Source organism: Fodinicurvata halophila (assembly GCF_042651425.1).
GTDB lineage: Bacteria > Pseudomonadota > Alphaproteobacteria > Kiloniellales > DSM-21159 > Fodinicurvata > Fodinicurvata halophila.
Map to the genome: position 1 here is coordinate 32,427 of NZ_JBHSCW010000009.1, position 16,941 is coordinate 49,367.

Below are 16,941 nucleotides of genomic sequence, written 5' to 3' on the forward strand. Positions count from 1 at the left end.
CCCTGGCGCGTCAGGGAGTGAAACTGCGGCCCTTGCGCACGGCGTCCGTGCCCAGCTTGCGATTCAGGCCGTCGATCGCCTTCTCGACCGCGATGCGCCGGGTGCGTTGCGGATCCAGGAAGTCCGGGGGGTCGGCCAGTTCGCCCCGAACCAGGTCCGCAGCCCCGATCCCGATCAGGCGATAGCCCCCCGGTTTCCAGTTTTCCCGCAGCAGCGTGTGCCCCATCTCATAGAGTGTTTCGGCCGACTGGGTGGGGGCAAAGAGCTGGCGGCTGCGGGTTTGCAGCCGAAAATCGCCCGTGCGCAGTTTCAAAGTGACCGTTTTGCCCGCCACGTCCTTGTCCCGGAGACGGCGGGCAAGTTTTTCGCAGAGCGGCCAGAGATGGTGCTGCAGGCTGTCCAGGTCCTGGATATCCTGCTCGAAGGTTGTCTCCGAGGACAGGCTCTTGGCCGGGGCGTCCGCCTCGATGGGGCGGGGATCCTGGCCACGCGCAAAGAGATGGAGGCGCCGGCCCATGGCCCCGTAGCGGGCCATCAGTTCGCTTTCCTCGTAGGGTCTCAGGTCGCGGACAAGGCGTATGCCGTCCGACAGCAGCTTCTTCTGCAGGGCACTGCCCACACCCCAGAGAATGGAGACCGGCTTGTCGGCCAGGAAGTCTGCAGCTTCGGACGCGCCGATCACGGCAAAGCCACGTGGTTTGTCCAGATCCGAGGCGATCTTGGCGAGCAGCTTGCAGGTGGACAGTCCGATGGAGACGCTGACCGCGAGATCGCGCTCGATATCGGCGGCCAGCCTGGCCAGGCATTCGGCAGGACTGGCACGATGCAGGCGACTCGTCCCGGACAGGTCGAGAAAGGCCTCGTCCAAGGACAGGGGCTCGATCTGCGGCGTCAGGGCCGACATCCGGTCCCGGATGGCGCGCGAGACCTCGCGGTACTTGGCCATGTCCGGCCGGAGGACCTCGGCATCCGGACAGAGCGAAAGCGCCTTGAACATGGGCATGGCGCTACGCACGCCGTAGAGTCGGGCGACATAGCAGGCGGCGGAGACCACGCCACGCTGGCCGCCGCCGACGATCACCGGCTTGTCGCGCAGCTCTGGCCGGTCGCGTTTCTCGACACTGGCATAGAAGGCGTCGCAATCGAGGTGGGCGAAACTGAGGCTCTCCAGTTCAGTGTGGTGCACGAGTCGGGGGCCGCCGCAGGAAGGACACCGCCTGGGCGGCGTCTCCTCCCCCGTCGTCAGTGTGACGCAGTCACGACAGAGCGTTTTCACAGGAAACTCCTGCTGCACCTGAACCCGAGGGCACCATGGGAAAATCGATGCTCGAACGGGTTAAATTGTTTTCAATCCGTAAGCATAACGTTAAGCATATGCGCTTTAGTATATCGATGTGCTTGCTCTTAATCGAATGTTACCAAATTGGGGCGTCTTTTAGGAGGCGAATGAAGTTGCCAAGCCCGAGTCCAGTGTTCCCCGGTGCGTGGGATCAGCCGGAGTCGCGGTTGTGGAAATGACGAGGAACGAGGTTAGGATGGACAACGTCGAGACGATCGCCACGGCCAGCGATACGAAAACGGTTCTCGTGGTTGAGGACAACGAACTCAACATGAAGCTGTTTCACGACCTGCTGGAAGCGCATGGTTACAACATTCTCCAGACCAAGGATGGCATGGACGCGCTGCGCATGGCGCGTCATCACAAGCCGGACCTGATCCTGATGGATATCCAGCTGCCAGAAGTTTCGGGACTTGAGGTAACCAAATGGATCAAGGAGGATGACGATCTCAGCACCATTCCCGTCATCGCGGTAACCGCTTTCGCCATGAAGGGCGACGAGGAGAAGATCCGGGAGGGGGGCTGCGAAGCCTACATCGCCAAGCCGATTTCGGTGACGGACTTCCTGGATACGATCAGGCGCTTCCTGGATTGAGACACGGACTCTTGAAGCGGATCTGCTGTTAGATGAGCGCAAGAATCCTCGTTGTAGATGACACGCCGGTCAATGTTCGGCTTCTGGAAGCCAAGCTGACCGCCGAGTATTTCGACGTCCTGACAGCAAGCGACGGGCCTACGGCGCTGGAGATCGCCGAGAGCGAGGTGCCGGATGTCATCCTTCTGGATGTCATGATGCCGGGTATGGATGGCTTCGAGGTATGCCGACGTCTGCGCGAGAATCCCGCCTTGGGGCATATCCCCGTGGTGATGGTCACGGCCCTGACGGATGTATCCGATCGCGTTCGCGGCCTGGAAGCGGGGGCCGATGATTTTCTCTCCAAACCGGTCAACGACATCGCCCTCTTTGCGCGCGTGCGGTCCCTGGTGCGCCTGAAGACCCTGATGGACGAGCTGCGGGCGCGGCAGGCGGCCGCCGGCCTCAGCGTGGATGACCGGATCCAGATGGGCACCAAGGAGGACTTGAACGAAGCCCATATCCTGGTGGTCGACGGCCAGCCCCAGCACGGCCAGAGACTGTGCGGGCAGCTGCGCGAGGAAGGCTATGAGGTGACGCTCAGCCAGAGCCTGCAGGATGCCCAGCAGCAGTGTTCCGTCGCGCCCTTTTTCGATCTGATCCTGGTGGGCATCGAGGTGGCTGGAGAAGACGGGCTGCGCTTCTGCAGCCAGTTGCGCAGTCACGAGGAAACCCGGCACATTCCCATCCTGCTGGTGCTGGACGACATGGATCTTCCGCGTCTCGCCAAGGGGCTCGACCTCGGGGTGACCGACTATCTGTTCAAGCCTATCGACAACAACGAACTGCTGGCGCGGGTGCGCACCCAGGTGCGCCGACGCCACTATCACAATCGCCTGCGCAGCATGCTGGATCAGGGCATGTCCATGGCCTACACGGATTCCCTGACGGGGGTCTACAACAGGCGCTACATGGACAGTTACCTGACCCGCAAGCTGCCCGAAATCCGCGAAACGGGAAAACCCCTGGCGCTGCTGATCTTCGATATCGACCGTTTCAAGGAGGTCAACGACACCCACGGGCATGCCGTGGGGGACATGATTCTCTGTGAAGTCTGTCGACGCGTCGAGGAGAACGTGCGCGATTTCGACCTGCTGTCGCGCTATGGCGGGGAGGAATTCGTGCTGGTCATGCCCGACACCACCGCCGAGCAGGCCCTGAACATTGCCGAGCGACTGCGCGAACGCATCGGCAGTTTTGCTGTGGACATCAACGAGCAGGTCGGTGCGCTGACCGTTTCGGTCTCCATCGGCGTTTCGGTGACAAGCGATCCCACCGCCAAGCCCGAGACCCTGCTCGAGGAGGCGGATCACGCGCTCTACGAGGCCAAGCGCGGAGGCCGTGATCGTGTGGTGATGTCGGAGGCTGTGGCCGGTTAGAGTGCGCTCGACTCGCGCCGAAAGACTGTCCAGTCCCAGTAAGTGGTCTTCGGTGCGCGAGGCTTCGCTAGACACATAAGACAAACAGTCTTCTCTTGCTGGAAAAGGCGGTTTCTCAATACGGCCTGAAGGCCTCCTCATAATCCGGGTCCTGGGCCCCAAGCTTACATCTTACCTCGTCGTCCCTGAAAAAGCTTCGCTCTCCACCGCTGGCGGATTGCTTCAGGCGGGTCGACCATGGTTTGCCGTGAACCAATTCCGCACTGGTGTTACGCGGATGATGGCATGGGTGAACGGTTCCTGGATGCAAGCGGCGGGTTAACGAACGATCGTCTCGGGATGTTGACTGTTTGGCGACAAAGTTGCAGGCGAGAGAGTGCTGACGGGGTGGCCTCGCCAAAGGCAATGCCATTAGGGCAAGTTGTCTCGTCTGTCCGTTAAGAGTTAGCAAAGAAAACGGTATGGTCCAGCAACAGCCCACCAAGACGATCGATCTGGCGCTTCAGGGCGGCGGATCCCACGGGGCGCTGACCTGGGGAGTGCTTGACCGCATCCTGGAAGATGGGCGTCTGGAGATCTCAGGCATCAGCGGGACCAGTGCGGGGGCAATGAATGCCGTGGTGCTGGCGCAAGGATTTCACCAAGGCGGTCGGGAGGGAGCGCGCGAGTCGCTCGCCGCCTTCTGGCGAGCGGTGAGCGAAGCGGCGCGTTTTTCGCCCGTGCAGAACACCTGGTGGAACCGACTCACTGGCGACTTCAACCTGAACAGATCGCCTGGCTACCTGTTCTTCGAGAACCTGACGCGGCTGTTCTCGCCCTATGAGCTTAATCCTCTTGATATCAACCCGTTGCGCGACCTCGTTTCCAGCACGGTAGACTTCGATCAGGTCAATTCTTGCGAGTTGCCGAAGATCTTCGTCACCGCCACCAACGTGCGCAACGGACAGGCGCGCGTCTTTACCCAGCCGCATCTGTCGGTCGAAACGATCATGGCCTCGGCCTGCCTGCCATCGGTTTATCAGGCGGTGGAGATCGATGGCGAAGCATACTGGGACGGAGGCTATATCGGGAATCCGGCGCTTCACCCCCTCGTCGACCAGACCAGCTGTCGCGACCTGGTCATTGTCCAGATCAATCCAATGATCCGAAACGAACTGCCGCGCACCGGCCGCGAGATCCTGAACCGGCTGAATGAAATCAATTTCAATGCCAGTCTCATCAAGGACCTGCGGGCGATCCAGCTGCTGCACAGACTCATCGAGGCCGAGGGGCTCGAGACGGAGCGTTACCGCGACATGCGGATTCATCTCATCCATGCCGATGAGGAACTGCAGGGCTTGGATTCCTCCAGCAAGCTCAATGCCGAATGGGACTTCATCAGCTATCTTTACGAGCGTGGCAGGGCTTTGGCGGAGCGATGGCTTGAGGAGAACTATGACGGGCTCGGTGTGCGCTCCACTTTTGATCTCGATGCACTGTTCGCCGATCCGCTGCGTCCGGTAGGGGGGCCTGAGCAGTCGAGCAGAAACGGGTCAGCGGAGTAGGCGCGGATGTATGGCATTCTCGTTCTCGTGACAGCGCTCGGCGGGCTCATCTATTTGGCCTATCGTGGCGTCACCTTGCTGATCCTGGCGCCTGGCCTCGCCATGCTGGCCGTGCTTGCCTCGCTGGAACGGCCTCTGCTTGCCAGTTACACCCAGATCTTCATGGCCTCGGCAGGCGACTTCATCGTTCAGTATTTTCCGGTCTTCCTGCTTGGCGCCATCTTCGGCAAGCTGATGGAGGCTTCCGGAAGTGCGGAGGTGCTGGCCAACGCAACGATCCGCAAGCTTGGCAGCGAGCGCGCCATACTGGCGGTGGTCCTGTCATGCGCCGCGATGACCTATGGTGGGGTGTCCCTGTTCGTTGTCGCTTTCGCCGTGTTCCCGATCGCGGCGGCGGTGTTCCGTCGCGCCGACCTTCCCAAGCGGCTGATACCAGGCACCATTGCGCTTGGGGCCTTCACCTTCACCATGACAGCGTTGCCCGGTACGCCAGCAATCCAGAATGCGATCCCGATGCCTTACTTCGGAACGACGCCCTTTGCCGCGCCGGGGCTGGGCATTCTGGCCGCGTTGATCATGTTTGCGCTCGGTCAACTGTGGCTGGAGCGACGGGCCCGGGTCATCCCCGAAGGCTATGGAGATCATCCGGACGCGGCACCGCGCGCTCCTGTCGCCTTGCGCGAGCGTGCCTCGGGCGAAAACTTCGACATTGCAGAGCTTCCGGCCGAAGTGCCCCCGGCCAAGCTGCCGTCCTTCATGCTGGCGGTGCTGCCGCTTGCTACGGTGATCACCGTCAATCTCGTCTTCACCGCCATCGTTATTCCGGCCATGGACACCAACTACCTCGCAGCGCCGGAATATGGCGCGACGACCATCGATTCAGTGCGCGGCATCTGGTCCATCATCTCCGCACTGGTCATCTCGATCCTGTTGATGATTGCCGTAAACTGGTCACGCCTGCCCAGGCTGACCGCTTCGTTGGATGCCGGTGCGCACGCCTCCCTGCTGCCTATTTTCAATACCGCGAGCCTTGTCGGGTTCGGCTCCGTTATCGCCTCGCTCTCGGCCTTCACCTTGATCCGCGATTCGGTGATCGATATCGGCGGCGACAATCCGCTGATATCACTTGCGATCGCGGTCAACCTTTTGGCCGGGATGACCGGCTCGGCGTCGGGCGGCATGAGCATTGCGCTCACCACGCTCGGCGGCGTCTATATGGAGATGGCCCAGGCCGTCGGCATTTCACCGGATTTGATGCACCGGGTGACCGCGGTGGCGACCGGCGGGCTCGATGCATTGCCCCACAATGGCGCCGTCATCACGCTTCTTGCGATCTGCGGGCTGACACACCGCGAGGCCTACCTTGATATCGCCGTCGTCGCCGTGGTTATACCGATCATTGCTCTGACCGTGCTGATTATCCTGGGAACGTTGCTGGGGAGTTTCTGATAAAGAAAACCGGCCCGGATGCCGGTGCAGTTCACGCTTGAGGCGGCCGTGCATGCCGGGCGTCTGGCCGGAGAGGAACACCCGCCTGGCGTTGGTCAGTTCATGGTCGCGATCGCTTTTGTCCAGATAGACCCGTTCGATCGTTCGGCCCGTAAACGCTTCGGATTACTCCATCATCGGCGCAGGGTATGGCCAGAATAGGCCTGACTGGACGCACGCCGCAGCCTGTCACCAATCCGAGTGGCTCCAAGGGAGTGGATTTTTGGCGAACAAGACTCGGCAGAGCAAAAAGCTTAACCGCCTTCTCCCGGGGAAAAGGCGGCTCTTCACGACCGTATGAAAAAACTCTGTGGCAGCTGGGCTTGTACCCGGCCGCAGAGCTTACTTCATCTTGGATTCCTTGAACTCGACGTGCTTGCGCGCGACGGGGTCGTACTTGCGAAAGCTCATCTTCTCGGTCTGGTTCCGCGGGTTCTTCTTCTTGACGTAGAAGTAGCCGGTGTCCGCGGTGCTGACGAGCTTGATCCACTGTGTGACGGGCTTCGCCATAGTGATTTCCTTCCGGGGTCAGAATCTGTGACTTTGGCGGCGGACATTAGCCGGCAAGGCGCACAAGTCAAGGGAAGATCTCTCAATCCCGTGCGAAGGAAACCGGCTGTTTACTCCGCCGTCCTGTCCTCGGCCATGCGCTGGGCAGTGCTGGGGGCGCCGCGCCGGGCATGGGAGAGCAGGCCGGGGTCCTGTAGCAGCTTCATGGCCACTTCGATATCTGTTTCATTCAGGCTGTCGCTGGTCGGACAGATGGACCGGAACTCGGCCAAGGCCAGTTCGTTCTCGCGATCGATGTCCCGCTGCCGCAGATGCGGACTGGAGATCAGGCGTCCGCCCGAGAGCTGGGACAGGGTCTCCTGCAGATCGCCGTCCTGGCGGCTGGTGCAGACATTGGGCAGAACACCGCGACGATCCAGGGAATAGCCGGCAGGCGCATGGAAGGTCGCCCAAGTCAGCGTCAACTCGCCCTCGTTGGGCAGGCGCAGGACAGTCTGGACCGTTCCCTTGCCGTAGGAATTGCTGCCGACGACGATGCCGCGGCCCGAGTCCTGCAGGGCGGCCGCCACGATTTCCGCGGCCGAGGCAGAGCTGCCGTTGATCAGGACGAGAACGGGTGCCTCGGGAAAATGGGCATCGTCCCGCGCCTCGAAATACTGGTGGCTGTCCGGGTGACGCCCATGCGTGGAGACGATACGCCCCTCGCCCAGGAACAGATCGGACACGAATACCGCCTGATCCAGAAGTCCGCCGGGGTTGCTCCGCAGGTCCAGGATATAGCCCTCCAGACGATTGCCCATCTCGTCCTTGGCCTGTTCGAGCTTTGCCTTGAGGGTTTCAGCGGTGTCGTGGTTGAAGCCGCTGATGCGGAAATAGGCGACATTGTCCAGGCGCTCGTATTCCACGGTCTGGGGAACGATGTGGGCGCGCTCCACCTTCACCTCCAATGACCGCCAGGTGCCCTCGACCCTGCCGGGACGCTCTATACCCAGGGTGACGTGCGTGCCCAGAGGCCCGCGCAGGCGGCTGACCACCTCTTCCTGAGAGAGCTCTGGTGCCGGCACGCCATCGATGCCCACGATGACGTCCCAGTCGTCCAGGCCGGCTCGTTCTGCGGGACTGTCGTCCATGACATTGACGATCTCGACGCCCTTGTCGATCAATTGGATGCGTACGCCGATACCGCCGAAACCATCGCGGTTGGCGCGATTTTCGCGTGCCTCCTCGGGTGTGGCATAGCGCGAATAGCCGTCCAGGGGCTCGATCATGCCCTCGAAGACCTTTTCATAGAGCTGTTCGCGTCCGGCCTCGGCGATCTTCGGCGAGGCTTTCCGGGAATCGTCGACGATCTGCGCCGTCACCTTGCCCCAGAGGTCGATGCGGTTACCCTTCGGCAGCTCATAGCGACTGATGGTCTCGCCCTCCTGATTCAGCAGGAAGCGTTCCGGCTTGCGCGTAACGGAGATGGTGGGGTCCACCTCGTGCAATTTCTGCAGCCCGGAGAAGGCCAGTGTCTCTATGGGAATGTCCTGGATATAGACGGCATTGATGTCCTGATACCCGGTCGCGAACATGTAGCGCGCGGCCACTTCGTCATAACCGTTTCCGTTCTGCTGCCCCGCACCCGATGCACAGGCGGCAAGCAGGAAAAGCAACAGGCCTGCAAGAGGCGTCAGTCGCAGGTGTCCCGAAAACCCAAAGCGCATTGCTGTTATATCCACCCTCGGACAGGAGATCATGTCGCGAAGCATTATCCTGCTCCACTTTTACAAGAAAGCAAGGATCGGGCCAGCCTTTTGTGAAGCGGCGTCGGCTTTAGCGATTCTTCGCGGCGGATTTGCCACGCTTCCCGCCTTTGTGGGCCTTTGCCTTGCCTTTCGGTTCCGCTTTGCTGCCACTGCCTTTCCTGCCCGGTTTCCCTGCGCGAGGCTTCTGGGTGGCAGGCATGCTTTCGGGTGGGTCCTCGCCCTCCAGAACCTGAAGGATGAGGCCGCCGGTCAGCGGTTCCGCCTCGCTGAGCAGGACATGGACATCATCGCCCTGGCGATAGACGCGGCCGTGCTGACGGCCGGTCAGGCAGTGGTGGGTCTCATCGTGGAAATAGTAGTCGCTGGGCAGGGAGGAGATCGGCACCAGCCCGTCCGCACCGCTGTCGCGCAGCTTGACGAAGAGCCCGAAACGGGTGACGCCGCTGATCCGGCCCGCGAAGACCTCGCCCACGTGGTCCTTCAGATAGGAGGCCGTCAGCCGGTCGTCCGCATCGCGTTCGGCAGCCGCCGCACGTCGTTCGGTCTCGCTGATATGCTCCGCGATTTCCGAGAAGCGGGCCTCGTCTTCCTTGGGCAGGCCGTCCTCGCCGAGCTTCAGGCCGCGGATCAGGGCGCGATGAACCAGCAGGTCGGCATAGCGGCGGATCGGTGAGGTGAAGTGGGCATAGCGCGGCAGCGCGAGCCCGAAGTGGCCCACGTTCTCCGGGCTGTACATGGCCTGGGACTGGGCGCGCAGGACCAGCTCGCTGACCAGGGCGCTTTCCGACGTGCCGGAGACCTTGTCCAGGATGCGGTTGAAGATCTTGGGCTCCAGGACCTGGCCGGGCGCAAGCTTGAGTCCCATGGTGGACAGCACTTCGGACAGGTCCTCCACCTTGGCCTTGTCGGGTTCGTCGTGGACCCGGTACATGCAGGGCTGGTTGCGCTTTTCCAGTTCCTGGGCCGCCGCCACGTTGGCGGCGATCATGAACTCCTCGATCAGCTTGTGGCTTTCCAGGCGTTGGCGCGGCAGGATCGCTTCGACGTGCCCGCTGTCGTTCATGACGATCTGGCGCTCGGGCATGTCCAGGTCCAGTGTACCGCGGCGCTTGCGATCCTTGAGAAGGCTGTTGTAGGCGCCGTAAAGGGGGCGGATGACCTCCTGGACCAGGGGGGCGGTGGTGTCGTCGGGCTCACCGTTGTAGGCGGCCTCCACCTGCTCGTAGGTCAGGCGGGCCGCCGAGCGCATGATGCCCCGCACGAAACGGTGCTTCTTCAGCCGCCCCTCGGCATCGATGCGGAGTTCCACAGCCAGGCAGCCGCGCTCCTCGTTCGGTCGCAGGGAGCACCAGCCGTTGGACAAGGCTTCGGGCAGCATCGGCACGACCCGATCCGGGAAATAGGCGGAGTTGCCGCGTTTGCGAGCTTCCTGGTCCAGCGCACTGCCGGGACGTACGTAGTGGGCCACGTCGGCGATGGCGACGATGATCCGCCAGCCGTCAGGCGCTTTCGGGTCGCCCTCGGCCTGGGCGAAGACCGCGTCGTCGAAGTCGCGGGCATCGCTGCCGTCGATGGTGATGAGTGGAACATCCCGCAGGTCCGTGCGATTGTCTTCGCTCACGGCGCCGGCCGCCTCCGCCTCGGCGATGGCATCGTCCGGAAATTCCGTCGGAATACCGTGCTCGTGGATGGCAATGAGGCTCAGGGCTCTGGGGTTGTCCAGGCTGCCCAGGCGTTCGCTGACCACGGCTTCCTTGGTCCGTCCGGCCCGCGGATGGTGGGCCCGGATCTGGGCCAGCACCAGTTCACCGGATTCCGCCCCCTTGCTATCGGCCTTGGCGATCCGGAAATCATGCTTGGCGCGCTTGTCCGTGGGACGCAGGCGGCCGCCGTTTGGCCCGACCTCGTAGATGCCCAGGACTTCCCGCGGGCCTTCGTGGAGGCGCCGGATGACCTGAGCCTCGTAGTCTCCCTCCGTGCTGCGGTTCAGCCGAGCCAGCAGCCGTTGTCCGATGGCATAGCCGCGGGGGGTCGACTTGCCGGGGGCGACATAGATGCGCGGCGGGGCCTGATCGCTGTCCCAGCGCACCGGGCGAGCGAGGAGTTCGCCGTCCTCGTCGGTGTCATGGATCTCGATGACGGTGACCGATGGCAGGGCGCCAGGGGCTGCCACCTTGCGGCCCTCGGGTGACTCGAGTTCTCCCTCGTCCTGCAGTTCCTTGAGCAGTTCGCGCAGGCGTCTGCGGTCTTCGCCCTTCACATTGAAGGCACGCGCCAATTCGCGCCGGGGGACCGGCGTCTCGCTGCTGCGAATGAAGTCCAGGACGTCTTCGCGGGAGGGGAACTGTGTCTGCTTGCGTGCCACGGGTTACGCCTGATCGGCTTTCCTTGCGCGTGACGACTTGCCGGACGCCGTCTTCCCGCTGCCTGAGGCCTTTTTCGTGCGACCTCCCTTGCCGCCTTTCTTTTCTGCCTGCTTGCGCAGAAGTTCGAGGCTCTCTTCCAGGGTCAGGGCGTCGGGGTCGGCGTTCTTTGGCAGGGATGCGTTGAGCTTGTTGTGCTTCACATAGGGACCGTAGCGCCCGCTGTGAAGTGTCACCGGTTCCCCGTCTTCGGGATGCTGGCCCAGGGTGCGCAGCGCAGCCGCCTTGCCAGGCACCTGCGCCAGCAGGTCGACGGCACGGTTCAGCCCGATGGACAGGACATCCTCATCCGCCGGAATCGACTTGTAGGTGCGGCCCTTGCGGACATAGGGGCCATAACGTCCGATTCCGGCCGTGACCTCCTCGCCCTCGTGGGTGCCCAGGCTGCGCGGCAGGGACAGGAGAGCCAGCGCGCGCTCCAGGTCGACGGCATCGGGATCAAGCCCCTTGGGCAGGGAGGTGCGTTTGGGTTTCTCGCCCTTCTCGACGGCTTCGCCCAGTTGGACATAGAGGCCATAGGGGCCTTTGCGCAGGGTGACCTGTTGGCCGCTTTCCGGATCCTCTCCCAGCACGCGGGGCTGACTGGCCAGGTCGGCGCCCTCTTCGCCGTCGCGGTTGGCCGCGGCTGCCAAGGTGCGCGTCAAGCGGCAGTCGGGATAGTTGGAACAGCCGATGAAGCCGCCGGTCTTGCCGATGCGCAGGCCCAGGCGGCCGGTGCCGCAGGAGGGACACTGACGCGGATCCTTGTCCGGGTTGTCCGGATCTGCCGGGAAGAAGTGCGGACCCAGGTCCTCGTCCAGGGCGTCGATGACATCCGAGATGCGTAGGCCCTTGGTTTCCTCGATGGTCTGGTGGAAGGCCTGCCAGAAGCGGCGCAAAACCTCCTTCCAGTCGATACGGCCGTCGGAGATCTCGTCCAGTTCCTCTTCCAGGCGCGCCGTGAAATCGTATTCCACGTAGCGTTCGAAGAAACTGCTGAGAAAGGCGGCCACCATGCGGCCGCGGTCTTCCGGTATGAAGCGGCGCTTCTCCAGCCGGACATAGTCGCGATCCTGCAGCACCTGCAGGATCGAGGCATAGGTGGAGGGACGGCCGATGCCCAGTTCCTCCAGTTTCTTGACCAGGCTTGCCTCGCTGTAGCGCGGTGGCGGCTGGGTGAAGTGCTGAGCAGGTTCCACGTCGCGCAGATGCAGGTCCTGGCCTTCCTCCAGCTTCGGCAGGCGTGTCTCCTGCTCGTCTTCGTCCTGCGGCTCGTCGCGCCCTTCCTGGTAGAGCTTCAGGAAGCCGTCGAACTTTATGGTCGATCCGGTGGAGCGCAGCATGGCGCGCTTGCCGGCCTCGATATCCGCAGCCACCTGTTCAACATCGGCGCTGGCCATCTGGCTGGCGAGGGCCCGGACGTAGATCAGGTCGTAGAGCCGGGCCTCGTCCTCGCCCAGGCGTCCGCGCAGCTCTTCGGGCAGGCGGCCGAAGTCGGTTGGCCGGATGGGCTCGTGTGCTTCCTGAGCATTCTTGGCCTTGGTCTTGTAGATGCGCGGCGAGGGAGGCAGGTAGTTGTCGCCGTGCCGTGCGGCGATGCTCTCGCGCGCCCCCGAGATGGCCTCGCCGGACATGGCGACCCCGTCGGTCCGCATGTAGGTGATCAGGCCGACGTTCTCGCCCCCCAGCTCGATGCCCTCGTAGAGGCGCTGTGCCGTGCGCATGGTCCGCGTGGCGCCGAAGCCCAGCTTGCGCGAGGCCTCCTGCTGCAGGGTCGAGGTGGTGAACGGCGGCTGGGGATTGCGCTTGACCTGCTTGCGTTCGACCTTGGCGACCCGATAGCTTCCGGCTTCGCGAATGGCGACCTCGGCCTTGCGGGCCGCACCCTCGTCGCCCAGGGACAGGCGATCCAGCTTTTCGCCGTCCAGCTGGGTCAGCCGGGCCTTGAACTGGGCCTGACCCACGGCCTCCATCAGTGCGGTGATGCTCCAGTATTCCTGCGGGCGGAAGGCCTCGATCTCGGACTCCCGTTCACAGATCAGGCGCAGGGCGACCGACTGCACGCGCCCGGCGGATTTGCTGCCCGGCAGCTTGCGCCAGAGCACGGGCGAGAGGTTGAAGCCGACCAGATAATCCAGTGCGCGCCGTGCCAGGTAGGCGTCGATCAGTTCCTGGTTCAACTCGCGCGGGTTCTTGAAGGCGTCGGTCACTGCCGACTTGGTGATTTCGCTGAAGACCACGCGCTTGACCGGAATGCCGTTGAGCACCTTCCGACGCTGCAACTCCTCGACGATGTGCCAGGAGATGGCCTCGCCCTCGCGATCGGGGTCGGTGGCGAGGTAGAGCTGGTCGGCATTCTTTACGGCCTGGGCGATCTCCTTGAGTCGCTTCTCACCGCGCTCGTCCACCTGCCAGGACATGGAGAAGTCCTGGTCGGGCGCGACCGATCCGTCCTTGGAAGGCAGGTCGCGGACATGGCCATAACTGGCCAGCACCTGGAAGTCTTCACCCAGATACTTGTTTATGGTCTTGGCCTTGGCAGGCGATTCGACGACGACGACATGCATGGAGAAAATGGGGTTCCTGTAGGTTTCTCGCGCTTCTCTCGCAGGGGCACAGCGAGCCGACCAGCGGAAGCCGCGGATGTGAGGTACGCGCAGACAATTGGCATCCGCCTACGAATTCGTCAACCTCGCCGCGAAGAGCCGTCCCGAAAATGACGCGAAGAAGCATTTTGGCCTGGAGCAGCATAAGCCGGTAAATTCAACCTTATGCGATCAGCGCGATCCTGTGACCCGGGTGGCGTTCCAGGCGTCCGGCCAGTTCGAGCTCAAGCAGGATCAGGCTGACAGTTCCCGGAGTGAGGCCGCTGTCGCGCAACAGGTCGTCCAACTGGATCGGAACCGGGGAAAGCAGTTCCTCCAGATGTTGGCGCGCCTCGTCCAGACCTGCATCTTCCGCGTCTGTCGAGGGGGGCGCAAAGCCTTCGCTGGGCGGTGGTTCAGCCAGGCCGCTCAGGCCGCTCAGGGTGACCAGTACGTCCTGGGCGCTTTCGGTCAGCACGGCCCCCTGACGGATCAGGTCATTGGCACCCTTGGCACGCGGATCCAGCGGCGAGCCGGGAATGGCGAAGACCTCGCGACCCTGATCCAAGGCCAGGCGTGCAGTGATCAGCGAGCCGGAGCGTAGTGCGGCCTCGACCACCAGAACGCCTTTCGACAGCCCGGAGACGATCCGATTGCGGCGCGGAAAATGACTGGCTTTCGGCTGGGTGCCGGGCGGCGATTCCGCGACCAGCAGGCCCTGCTCGGCGATCCGATGATGCAGGTCCTTGTTCTCCGGCGGGAAAATGCTGTCGATCCCGCCGGCGAGCACGGCGATGGTTCCACTCTCCAGGGCTCCTTCGTGAGCAGCGGCATCGATACCCCGAGCCAGTCCGGAGGTGATGACCAGCCCTGATTCGCCGAGTTCACTGGCCAGTCGACGTGCCAGTTTGCGCGCATTCAGCGAGGCATTGCGTGCCCCGACGATGGCAAAGGACGGCCGCTTCAGGAGTTCCCTATCTCCCTTGCAGGTCAGGACGGGCGGGGCGGAGTCGATTGCCCGAAGGGCTTCGGGGTAGTCCTCGTCGCACGACCTGAGCAGGACCGCACCGAGCCGGTCCAGTTGCTCGAGCTCATGCTCTGCGGCCTCTTTGGTGCAGAGCCGGATGCCGCTCTTGCGTCCGCCGCATCGTGCCAGTTCGGGCACCGCCTCCAGGGCAGCGCCAGCCGTGCCGTATCGGCTCAGGAGTTCACGGAAGGTTGCCGGACCGATCGTCTCGCTGCGGGCCAGGCGGAGCCAGTCGATGCGCTCTTGGGCAGCGGAGAGGGAAAGGGAGGCATGGGCGGTCATGCTTTTACTTTCGCGTGTCTCTCTGCGCCGGTCAATATTTCAGGTTGAAAGTTTTCAGGATGTCTTGCGGCTGAAGGAAATACGCGATTCCTCGCCCTTCAGCAGGCGCTTGATGTTCGACAGGTGGCGCAGCCAGATAAGGACGGCAAGCAGTCCGCAGAACTCCACCAGTTGGACATCGCCGATCAACCACCAGGCAAACAGAGGGGAAACGGCCAGCGAGAGCAGGCTTGCCAGGGAAGAGTAGCGGAAGACGCCGGCAACCACCAGCCAGGTGGCACAGGTGGCCAGGCCGACCGGCCAGGCCACAGCCAGCAGCGTGCCCAGCGTGGTGGCGACGCCCTTGCCGCCCCGGAACATCAGCCAGACCGGGAAGAGGTGGCCGAGAACGGCACCGAACCCGGCAGTAAGAGAGATGTCGGGTCCCCAGTGCAGACCGATCAGGACAGCGGCGGCGCCCTTGCCGAGATCGAAGATCAGGGTCAGGGCCGCCAGGTCCTTGCGGCCGGTGCGCAGGACGTTGGTGGCGCCGATGTTCCCGGAGCCGATCTTGCGGATATCCCCGAGGCCGGCCAGCCGTGTCACCAGCAGCCCGAAGGGCAGCGAGCCCAACAGGTAGCCGCAGGCAAGGGCGGTCAGCAGGTATGGCCAGGCAAAGGCCCAGGAGATGGGATCCGGCATCCTTCGTGTGTCACCTTTCCTCGGCGGCAGAGTACACGGTTCGTCCGTCCACGACGGTCTGCAAAACCTCTCCCTGCACGGCATAGTGCTCGAACGGCGAATTCTTCGACTTGCTGCGGAAACGGTCCGGCTCGATCATCCAGGGCCGGTCCGGGTCGAAGATCACGAAATCCGCGGGTCCGCCCTTTTTCAGGCCGCTGCGGCCCTTCAGGATGGCGGCCGGTGCTGTGGTCAGGCGCGATATCAGGTCCTTCATCGACAGCGCGTCCTTGTGCACCAGGGCAAGCGAGAGCGGCAGCAGGGTTTCCAGGCCGACGATTCCCGGCTCCGCAAGCGCGAAGGGCAGGCGCTTGGAGTCCTGGTCGTGGGGGCTGTGGTCGCTGCAGATGGCATCGATGGTGCCGTCGGCCACGGCGTCCGCGATGGCCTGGCGATCCTCCTCCGAGCGCAGCGGCGGCATGGTGCGGGCGAAGGTCCGGTAGTCCCCCACCTCGCTTTCGTTGAGCGTGAAGTACTGCGGGGCCGTATCGCAGGTAACGGCGAGACCGCGCTGGCGCGCGCGGCGAATGACATCGACCGAGGCCGCCGTGGAAACCAGGCTGGCGTGGTAGCGTCCCCCGGTCATCTCGACCAGTCTCAGGTCGCGCTCAAGCATAATGACCTCGGCCAGGGGGGAGATGCCGGAGAGGCCCAGGCGCATGGCGAGTTCGCCGGAATTCATGACTCCGCTGCTGAGACTGGGTTCCTGGGGCATCTGCAGGACCACCGTGTCGAAGGCGCTGGAATAGCTGAGGGCGCGTCGCATGACGTTGGCATCGGCGACGGGCTGCATGCCGTCGGTGAAGCCACGCGCGCCGTACTCGCTCAAAAGGCCGATCTCCGTGAGCTCCTGCCCCTCCAGGCCGCGGGTAATGGAAGCGTAGGTGTAGACCTTGGCCAGTTTCTCCTCGCGCGCCCGGCGGGCGACGAACTCCACGCCGGCGACATCGTCCACGATGGGATCGGTGTTGGGTAGCGCCACCATCGAGGTTATTCCGCCGGCCACGGCGGCGCGCCCGGCGCTGGCGATGGTCTCCTTGTGCTCTTCCCCGGGCTCGCGCAGCTGCGTGCGCAGGTCGACCAGGCCCGGGGCGAGTACGGCCCCGGCGCAGTTGATGACCGTCACCCCTTCCGGGGCGCCCTCGGCGAAGAGGCCGGCGCCCAGATCCAGGATCTCCTCGCCCTCGGTCAGCAGGCCGCCCGGCGCATCCAGGCCGGTGTCCGGGTCGATCAGGCGGGCGTTGATATAGGCGGTGCGTTCAGGGGATTTCACGGACATGCCT

The 16,941-nt window shown here is 63.4% G+C and carries 13 protein-coding genes; 5 read left to right on the plus strand and 8 right to left on the minus strand.

Annotated features, from left to right (window positions below; genetic code table 11):
- Positions 1 to 10 precede the first annotated feature (10 nt).
- Positions 11 to 1,294: a DNA polymerase IV gene (locus ACFOW6_RS14920; RefSeq protein WP_382423221.1), complete on the minus strand. Its 1,284-nt coding sequence runs from the start codon at positions 1,292 to 1,294 to the stop codon at positions 11 to 13.
- Positions 1,295 to 1,535: 241 nt separating this feature from the next.
- On the opposite strand from ACFOW6_RS14920, the gene ACFOW6_RS14925 reads away from it, so the two are divergent.
- The 5 genes from ACFOW6_RS14925 (at position 1,536) to ACFOW6_RS14945 (ending at position 6,546) form a co-directional block, all read left to right on the plus strand.
- On the plus strand, positions 1,536 to 1,934 hold the full coding sequence (locus ACFOW6_RS14925) for a response regulator (protein WP_382423222.1): 399 nt from the start codon (positions 1,536 to 1,538) through the stop codon (positions 1,932 to 1,934).
- 32 nt (positions 1,935 to 1,966) lie between these two features.
- Entirely contained in the window at positions 1,967 to 3,352 is a 1,386-nt protein-coding gene (locus tag ACFOW6_RS14930) for a PleD family two-component system response regulator (protein WP_382423223.1), read from the plus strand.
- A 461-nt stretch (positions 3,353 to 3,813) separates the two neighbouring features.
- On the plus strand, positions 3,814 to 4,896 hold the full coding sequence (locus tag ACFOW6_RS14935) for a patatin-like phospholipase family protein (RefSeq protein WP_382423224.1): 1,083 nt from the start codon (positions 3,814 to 3,816) through the stop codon (positions 4,894 to 4,896).
- A 6-nt stretch (positions 4,897 to 4,902) separates the two neighbouring features.
- The gene (locus ACFOW6_RS14940) at positions 4,903 to 6,345 is read left to right on the plus strand and encodes a GntP family permease (protein WP_382423225.1); all 1,443 of its coding nucleotides are present in this window, start codon (positions 4,903 to 4,905) and stop codon (positions 6,343 to 6,345) included.
- A gap of 18 nt (positions 6,346 to 6,363) precedes the next feature.
- Complete coding sequence (locus ACFOW6_RS14945) at positions 6,364 to 6,546, plus strand: hypothetical protein (RefSeq protein ID WP_382423226.1); 183 nt, start codon at positions 6,364 to 6,366, stop codon at positions 6,544 to 6,546.
- Between the two features lie 180 nt (positions 6,547 to 6,726).
- Here ACFOW6_RS14945 and rpmG read toward each other — a convergent pair whose 3' ends face one another.
- The 7 genes from rpmG to pyrC form a co-directional block, all read right to left on the minus strand.
- Positions 6,727 to 6,894 carry a 50S ribosomal protein L33 gene (gene rpmG / locus ACFOW6_RS14950; protein ID WP_022729510.1) on the minus strand — a complete coding sequence of 56 codons (168 nt, stop codon included), beginning with the start codon at positions 6,892 to 6,894 and terminating at the stop codon, positions 6,727 to 6,729.
- Between the two features lie 110 nt (positions 6,895 to 7,004).
- Positions 7,005 to 8,600, minus strand: coding sequence for a S41 family peptidase (locus ACFOW6_RS14955; protein ID WP_382423227.1), 1,596 nt, complete (start codon positions 8,598 to 8,600; stop codon positions 7,005 to 7,007).
- Between the two features lie 109 nt (positions 8,601 to 8,709).
- A complete protein-coding gene (gene rnr, locus ACFOW6_RS14960; protein ID WP_382423228.1) occupies positions 8,710 to 11,007 on the minus strand; it encodes a ribonuclease R in 2,298 nt (765 codons plus the stop codon).
- A gap of 3 nt (positions 11,008 to 11,010) precedes the next feature.
- Entirely contained in the window at positions 11,011 to 13,611 is a 2,601-nt protein-coding gene (gene topA / locus ACFOW6_RS14965; RefSeq protein ID WP_382423229.1) for a type I DNA topoisomerase, read from the minus strand.
- A gap of 202 nt (positions 13,612 to 13,813) precedes the next feature.
- The gene (dprA, locus tag ACFOW6_RS14970) at positions 13,814 to 14,938 is read right to left on the minus strand and encodes a DNA-processing protein DprA (protein ID WP_382423230.1); all 1,125 of its coding nucleotides are present in this window, start codon (positions 14,936 to 14,938) and stop codon (positions 13,814 to 13,816) included.
- 54 nt (positions 14,939 to 14,992) lie between these two features.
- Positions 14,993 to 15,619 (minus strand): glycerol-3-phosphate 1-O-acyltransferase PlsY, encoded by a 627-nt coding sequence (gene plsY / locus ACFOW6_RS14975; protein ID WP_382423231.1) that lies wholly within the window; start codon positions 15,617 to 15,619, stop codon positions 14,993 to 14,995.
- A gap of 10 nt (positions 15,620 to 15,629) precedes the next feature.
- Positions 15,630 to 16,937, minus strand: coding sequence for a dihydroorotase (gene pyrC / locus ACFOW6_RS14980; RefSeq protein ID WP_382423232.1), 1,308 nt, complete (start codon positions 16,935 to 16,937; stop codon positions 15,630 to 15,632).
- Positions 16,938 to 16,941 lie beyond the last annotated feature (4 nt).